This window comes from Phyllobacterium sp. OV277 (genome assembly GCF_900104355.1).
In the GTDB taxonomy this organism is placed as follows: domain Bacteria; phylum Pseudomonadota; class Alphaproteobacteria; order Rhizobiales; family Rhizobiaceae; genus Phyllobacterium.
Genome location: NZ_FNIY01000016.1, coordinates 50,396 through 56,742 on the forward strand (window position 1 = coordinate 50,396; position 6,347 = coordinate 56,742).

Annotated in this window: 5 protein-coding genes; 2 read left to right on the plus strand and 3 right to left on the minus strand. The window is 53.3% G+C overall.

The features are described 5' to 3' along the window. Positions 1–11 precede the first annotated feature (11 nt). From tssC to BLU05_RS25130, 3 genes are all read right to left on the minus strand, one after another. Complete coding sequence (gene tssC / locus BLU05_RS25120) at positions 12–1,493, minus strand: type VI secretion system contractile sheath large subunit (RefSeq protein ID WP_091886552.1); 1,482 nt, start codon at positions 1,491–1,493, stop codon at positions 12–14. Continuing rightward, entirely contained in the window at positions 1,494–2,015 is a 522-nt protein-coding gene (tssB, locus tag BLU05_RS25125; protein ID WP_091886554.1) for a type VI secretion system contractile sheath small subunit, read from the minus strand. 119 nt (positions 2,016–2,134) lie between these two features. Next, entirely contained in the window at positions 2,135–3,250 is a 1,116-nt protein-coding gene (locus tag BLU05_RS25130; protein ID WP_091886557.1) for a type VI secretion system protein TssA, read from the minus strand. Between the two features lie 281 nt (positions 3,251–3,531). Here BLU05_RS25130 and tssH point away from each other — a divergent pair, with 281 nt between their 5' ends. Together tssH and BLU05_RS25140 are read left to right on the plus strand one after the other, a co-directional pair. Next, on the plus strand, positions 3,532–6,174 hold the full coding sequence (gene tssH / locus BLU05_RS25135; protein WP_091886560.1) for a type VI secretion system ATPase TssH: 2,643 nt from the start codon (positions 3,532–3,534) through the stop codon (positions 6,172–6,174). An 81-nt stretch (positions 6,175–6,255) separates the two neighbouring features. Next, positions 6,256–6,347 (plus strand): type VI secretion system tube protein Hcp (locus BLU05_RS25140; protein ID WP_175540726.1); only part of this gene is annotated, 92 nt, incomplete at its 3' end.

Consider the following 6,347-nt stretch of genomic DNA (forward strand, 5'->3'; position numbering starts at 1 on the left):
CGGGATATTGCTTAGTTGCGCGCCTTCGGGATACGCGCGACCATGCGCAGCGATGTTGTCAGCTCTTCCATCTGCAGCCATGGACGAAGCCATGCGATTGCTTCGTAAGAACCGGGGCTGCCGGCAACGGGCTTGACCTCAACACGGGCGTCACGCAGCGGGTAGGCCGCACGATTTTCCGGGCCGGCATCGTCGTTCGCATTCACGTAGTTGTTGATCCAGCGATTGAGCCATGCCTGGCAATCTTCCGCTTCCATGAAGGAGCCGATCTTGTCACGACCAATCACCTTCAGATAATGCGCAAACCGGGACGTCGCCATCATGTAAGGCAGGCGAGCCGAAATCGCAGCATTTTCCGTGGCTTCCGGACGATCATACTTTGCAGGCTTGTGGGTCGTCTGCGCACCGAAGAAAACGGCATAATCAGTGTTCTTGTAATGGCAAAGCGGCAGGAAGCCCAGCTTTCCGAGTTCAGCGTCACGACGGTCGGTGATGCCGATTTCCGTCGGGCATTTTGTGTCCGTGTCGCCGTCATCGCTTTGGAATACATGAACTGGCAGGGATTCGACCTTGCCGCCATTTTCCGCGCCGCGGATAGCTGTACACCAGCCATTTTTGGCAAAAGCATCGGTAAGACGTGAGCCAAGGATATAGGAGGCGTTCGACCAGCAATAGCTGCCGTGGTCCATAGCATTGTCACCAAATTTGATGGCTTCGTTGAAGTCGAATTCATCAATGGTCAATGTTGCCGGGCCGTAAGGCATGCGCGTGAGAACACGCGGCATCGTCAACGTGACGAAGCGGGAATCGCTGCTCTCGCGGAATGACCGCCACTTGATATATTCCTTGGTCTGGAAAATCTTTTCCAGATCGCGTGGCTTGGACAGTTCCGTGAAATCGTCGAAGCCAAAAAGTGTCGGGCCAGCTGCCGCAATGAACGGAGCAAATGCTGCCGCAGCAACAGAACTCATATTCTGCAGTGTTTCGATATCTTCAAACGAATTGCCAAACTCATAATCGCCAATGAGAGCGCCAAACGGCTCACCACCGGCAATGCCGAATTCACTTTCGTAGATGGTTTTGAAGATCTTGCTCTGATCAAATTCAACCGCCTTGGACAGATCACGGGACAGATCACGCTTGCTGGCGTTCAATACGCGGATCTTGAGATTTGCACTGGTTTCGCTGTTGTAAACGAGATAGCGCAAGCCACGCCAGCTGCCCTCAAGTTTGCGAAAAGCCTCATTGTGCATGATCTCGGCGACCTGCGTTGACAGCAGTTCGTCGATCTTTTTGATCGCGTTATTGATCGTAACAGAAAGATTGCGGTTGTAGGAAACCGTACCCTTCAAAGCTTCGCTCGTCAGGGTACGCAGCAATTGCTCCGTGCGATCTGCGGACGTCTGCTTGGTTGCGGAGATTGCTTCGTCAAGCAGGCTCTCCGTCACAACGGTCGTTGTCGTCCCTTGCGGTGCGCTCTTGGAGGTCGCCATTTATTTCGCCCCTTTTTCGCTGTCAGGCTTACGTTCGTCGAGCTCTGCAGCAAGTTTTTTCAGATCCGCCTGGTTCTGCAGAATGCGTTCAAGCAGAACTTCCAGGTTTTCCGAACGGTCAGCCTTGGTCAGAAGATCGCGCAGCTGGTTGCGCGCATCCAGCAAGGATTTGAGCGCGGGCACCTGATCGACAATGGAAGCGGGCTCAAAATCGTCAAGTTTTTCGAACTTGAGCGAGATCGGCATCTCCCGGCCCGTGCCTTCGATGGTATTTTCCACGCGGATATTCAGCCCCGGGGTCATGCGGCGCATCACATCGTCAAAATTATCGCGATCGATCTGAACGAATTTGCGCTCGCCGAATGGTTTCAGCGGCTCCGATGGATTGCCCGAGAAATCGCCAAGAACGCCAACAACGAAAGGCAGTTCCTTTTCGACAACGGCACCTTCGGTTTCAACTTCGTACTTGATGTGTACCCTCGGCTTGCGGACTCTTTCGAGTTTGTCGTGAACGCTGGCCAATTGATGCCTCCTGCCTATGTGTGCTTCTTAAGAAGTGGGGGGATTATTGCAAACCATTTCGAGTTAGCAACTATTTTCTCAACCAATGGATGCGGCTTATACTTTGACAGCTTAACCAATCAATTTCCTTCTCGTCTTTGATTGGCGTCTATGCCAGCGCGCAGAAGAACATCGCGACGCAGGTCATCTTGGGGGATAAGTTCCTCCAGAAGGCGCAGAAAGTCCATCCGTCCTCGGCGAACGAGTGTCTCCAGGGCAAGCGGAATAGCTGAATTTGGCTCGCTCGTGCGAAAGAACGAAGCAATCTGCAAGAGCTGATCAAAAGCCTGTTCGCGGTTTTGAATGACGCCGACAGCGACAGGAGCCTGTGCTTGTACGCCGGATTTGACCGGCTGCGCTGAATTCGTGACCTCTGGAACCGCGGGTGTACTTGGGATCGCTTGCGTGATGAACTTTTCCATCTCGTGATAAGCTCCACTGATAGAGTCCAGAACCGACTGTATCCTGGAAACGGAAAATGCGCCGACATTGCTGCCGCTTTCCTGCGTCAGAAATTCATCAATCGAGGCCAGAGCTGCGAGCGAGCGCAGCACATCGTTCTTGTTGCGGCTGAAGCCATGCACATCCACATGTTCGAGCGCGTCGCGGAATTCACCCCAATCGGGTCCCGAAAGATCGCGGAATGCCTGATCATATGCCCAAAGGCTGAGTCTGCCGTAACTCTCGTTTGGAAGCAGCGAAACCAGCCGCAGCGGGCGCACAAGCGTTCCGTCATCCTGACTGCCGTTGAGGCCGGTCAATGGGGCGAGTTTGTCCGATATATCTTCATCGTCAATCGAATGGATCTGGCTGAAATGCTCTTTGATCACCCTGTCGAATGCAACAAGTATTTCGGCGACAGCGTTGATCCCTTCGACGCGTACAGCAGCCTCCATAAGCCACGAGAATACTTCGATATCTTTCGTATGCAGGGATAAGGCTTCGAAAGAGAGGTCATGGACGTTGCGCCATTGGCTCGACGGCTTATGGACAAAAGGTGCAGCGTTTCTCACATTGCGCTCATCATCCTGGCTGATGATAGCGGGATTTTCGATTGTCCTGTCTTCGGAGCGGGCTGTTGAGCGGGCATCCCGGATGGCTTGATAGACAGAGACAAGTGTACTGTCAGTTCTTAAGTTAACTCCGCAAGGATTGTCTCCTGCGAACGCCACGCCGAGAATTTCATAGTTATTCATTCGCAAAACCCAAATACACAAACTCTGTAACGTCGTTTTGGACCTTAAGGGAAGAATATGTCAAATGGAACATTGGCATATGACAGCTATCGCCACTGGTTTCAAAGGCCCATAGTGCCGATGTGCGAACAATAATGCACTAGTGATATGGATATGTCATATATCGTGGGGCATTGTTATTTCATGGTTGGCATTTCCAGTTATCGCGCTTTGGCGATTGATTTCCTGCTGTGGATTTTTCTATTGTGCATGCGACGAAAGCGGGAGCAGGGTTGTAATTCATGCCAAAACTGGATCTGAGGCGGCTGGTTCAAAAGCTCGATGGCGATATGGTTGTCGGGCTGGAAGAGGCCGTTGCTATTGCGGTCAGGAATAATCATTCCAATGTCGAGATCGAACATTGGCTGCTTGCCTTGAATGACAAGAGCGATCGTTTTCGCGAGGTTGTTCAGCGTAGCGGAGGCGATCTGGCGTCGTTGGAAGCCGAGGCTCATCGTGCTCTCGGGCGATATCCGCGAGACAACACCGCTGCTCCTGCCATTTCCACCAGCATTATTGACGTTATTCGGGAGGCCTGGATTGCCGCATCGCTGCAAAGCGGACGTACGAGCATCGGGATACTCGATCTTCTCCACACATTGCTGTCCGACAGCACGTTGCGTGCCACGACCATCAATTCCTTGCCCTCGGCCCGAGATATCAGGCTTGGCGAGCTGGAACGCCAGATGGAAGAGCGCGGCGCAGAGCAGCCGCTGGCACCAAAAGCCCAGTCCGGAGACACGGCACAGGCGCGTGGTGGAGACGAAGAGTTCCTGTCAGCCTTCACCATTGATCTGACGGAACAGGCCCGCAACGGCGAAATTGATGCGGTTGTTGGCCGCGAGGCAGAATTGCGCCAGTTGATCGATATTCTGGTTCGCCGCAGACAGAACAATCCCATTCTCGTTGGCGAAGCAGGTGTGGGCAAGACAGCAATCGTTGAGGCATTCGCCCTTGAGGTGGTCGCTGGCAACGTTCCAGAAATGCTGCGTGATATTCGATTGCTGACGCTTGATCTCGGTCTCCTGCAAGCGGGCGCCGGTGTCAAAGGTGAGTTTGAGCGCCGGTTGAAGGGCGTTATCGAAGAGGTCAAGTCCTCGCCTGTTCCTGTGATTCTCTTTATCGATGAGGCACATAGTCTGGTTGGTGCGGGCGGTCAGGCAGGGCAGGGCGATGCTGCCAACCTGTTGAAACCTGCGCTGGCACGCGGCGAGCTTCGCACTGTCGCTGCAACAACATGGGCAGAATACAAGAAGTATTTCGAGCGCGATGCGGCGCTGACCCGCCGGTTTCAGGTCGTCAAGGTTGATGAGCCTGACGAAGAGACGGCGGTGCGCATGGTCCGCAGTCTCGTACCTGCGCTTGAAAAGCACCATCAGGTAAAAATCCGCGATGAGGCGATAAGGGCGGCTGTTTCGCTGTCCATGCGTTATATTCAAGGGCGGCAGTTGCCTGATAAAGCGGTTAGTTTGATCGATACGGCTGCCGCAGCGGTCTCTATCTCCCGTGCCACTGTGCCAGCCCAGATCGAGGACGCGAATCGGGTGATTGATCTGCTGAATCTTGAGAAACAGCGGTTAGAGCTTGAACCGGAAACAACGACCGGTCGTGAACGTCTTGTGGAGATTGAGACCCAGCTTGCGACATTGGAGGCCACAGCCAAGGCCTTTACCACGCGGCTGGAGCAGGAAAAATCTCTCGTTGATGTCGCCGACAAGGTCGAAAATGCCTTTGACGAGCCGGGAAACAGGCCAAAGCTTGGGTTGCTGGAGAAGGAACTGCGCTTGCTGCAGGGAGAGTCACCGCTGATCCATCGCGTGGTTGACCGCGAAACGGTTGCAGCCGTGACTGCCCGTTGGACCGGCATTCCCGTGGGCCGCCTTGTGCGCAGTCTTGTTGAAGCCGTGCAGACACTTGAAGCGCGCCTTCAGGAGCGCGTCGTCGGGCAGGATCAGGCTATTGCCCTCATTTCGGATGCAATGATCACAGCGCGCGCCAATCTTGGTGACGACAGGCGCCCGCCAGGTGTCTTCCTGATGGTCGGAACGTCAGGTGTTGGTAAAACTGAAACAGCTCTTGCGCTTGCCACGATGCTTTATGGCGGTGACCAGAATCTGACGATCATCAACATGTCGGAGTTCAAGGAAGAGCATAAAGTTTCACTTCTTCTTGGCTCGCCGCCCGGCTATGTGGGTTATGGAGAGGGCGGCATACTCACCGAAGCCGTGCGCAAACGGCCGTATGGTGTCTTGCTTCTCGATGAGATCGACAAGGCACATCCGGGTGTTCAGGATATTTTCTATCAGGTCTTCGACAAGGGTATGTTGAAGGACGGTGAAGGCCGGGACATCGATTTCAAGAATACGACCATCCTGATGACAGCCAATACAGGCACGAATACTTTGACAGCTCTTGCCGCTGATCCCGATACGATGCCGGAAGGCCAAGCTTTGGTTGATATGTTGCAGCCTGAGTTACTTGGGCAGTTCAAGCCGGCATTTCTTGGCCGGGTAACAATCGTGCCGTATAAGCCTCTGGATGATAAAGTTCTCGCCATGATTGCGAAATTGCAGATCAACAAGGTCCGCAAGCGCTTGCGTGATTCTTACAAGGCAGAGCTTTCCATTTCCGACAAAGCGACAGAGGCGCTCATTGCGCGTTCCAAGGCTGTGGAAACTGGTGCGAGAGCGATTGAATCAACAATATCACGTGAGTTGCTTCCAAAACTTTCTCGCAATATATTGGAATTGACACTGGAGAATTTACATCCGGAAGTTGTACATGTAGATACAGATGATGCCGGGGGGTTTCTTGTTTCCATTGACCCGGTGAAACTATTGCAGGATCCGCCTGAACATCCGTCACAAAAGGATGGTAGGGGGTGAATATGTTGCCCGTGTTCTACTTGGGCAATTCCAGAGAGAGGGTATATCCCGCAAGTCCTACTGACTCAAGGAGCTTAGACAATGCCGATTTACTTGCAGATTGACGGAATCAAGGGTGATGCGACCCAGGAAACGCATAAACAGTGGATGGATATCGAAGCCATTCATTTTAA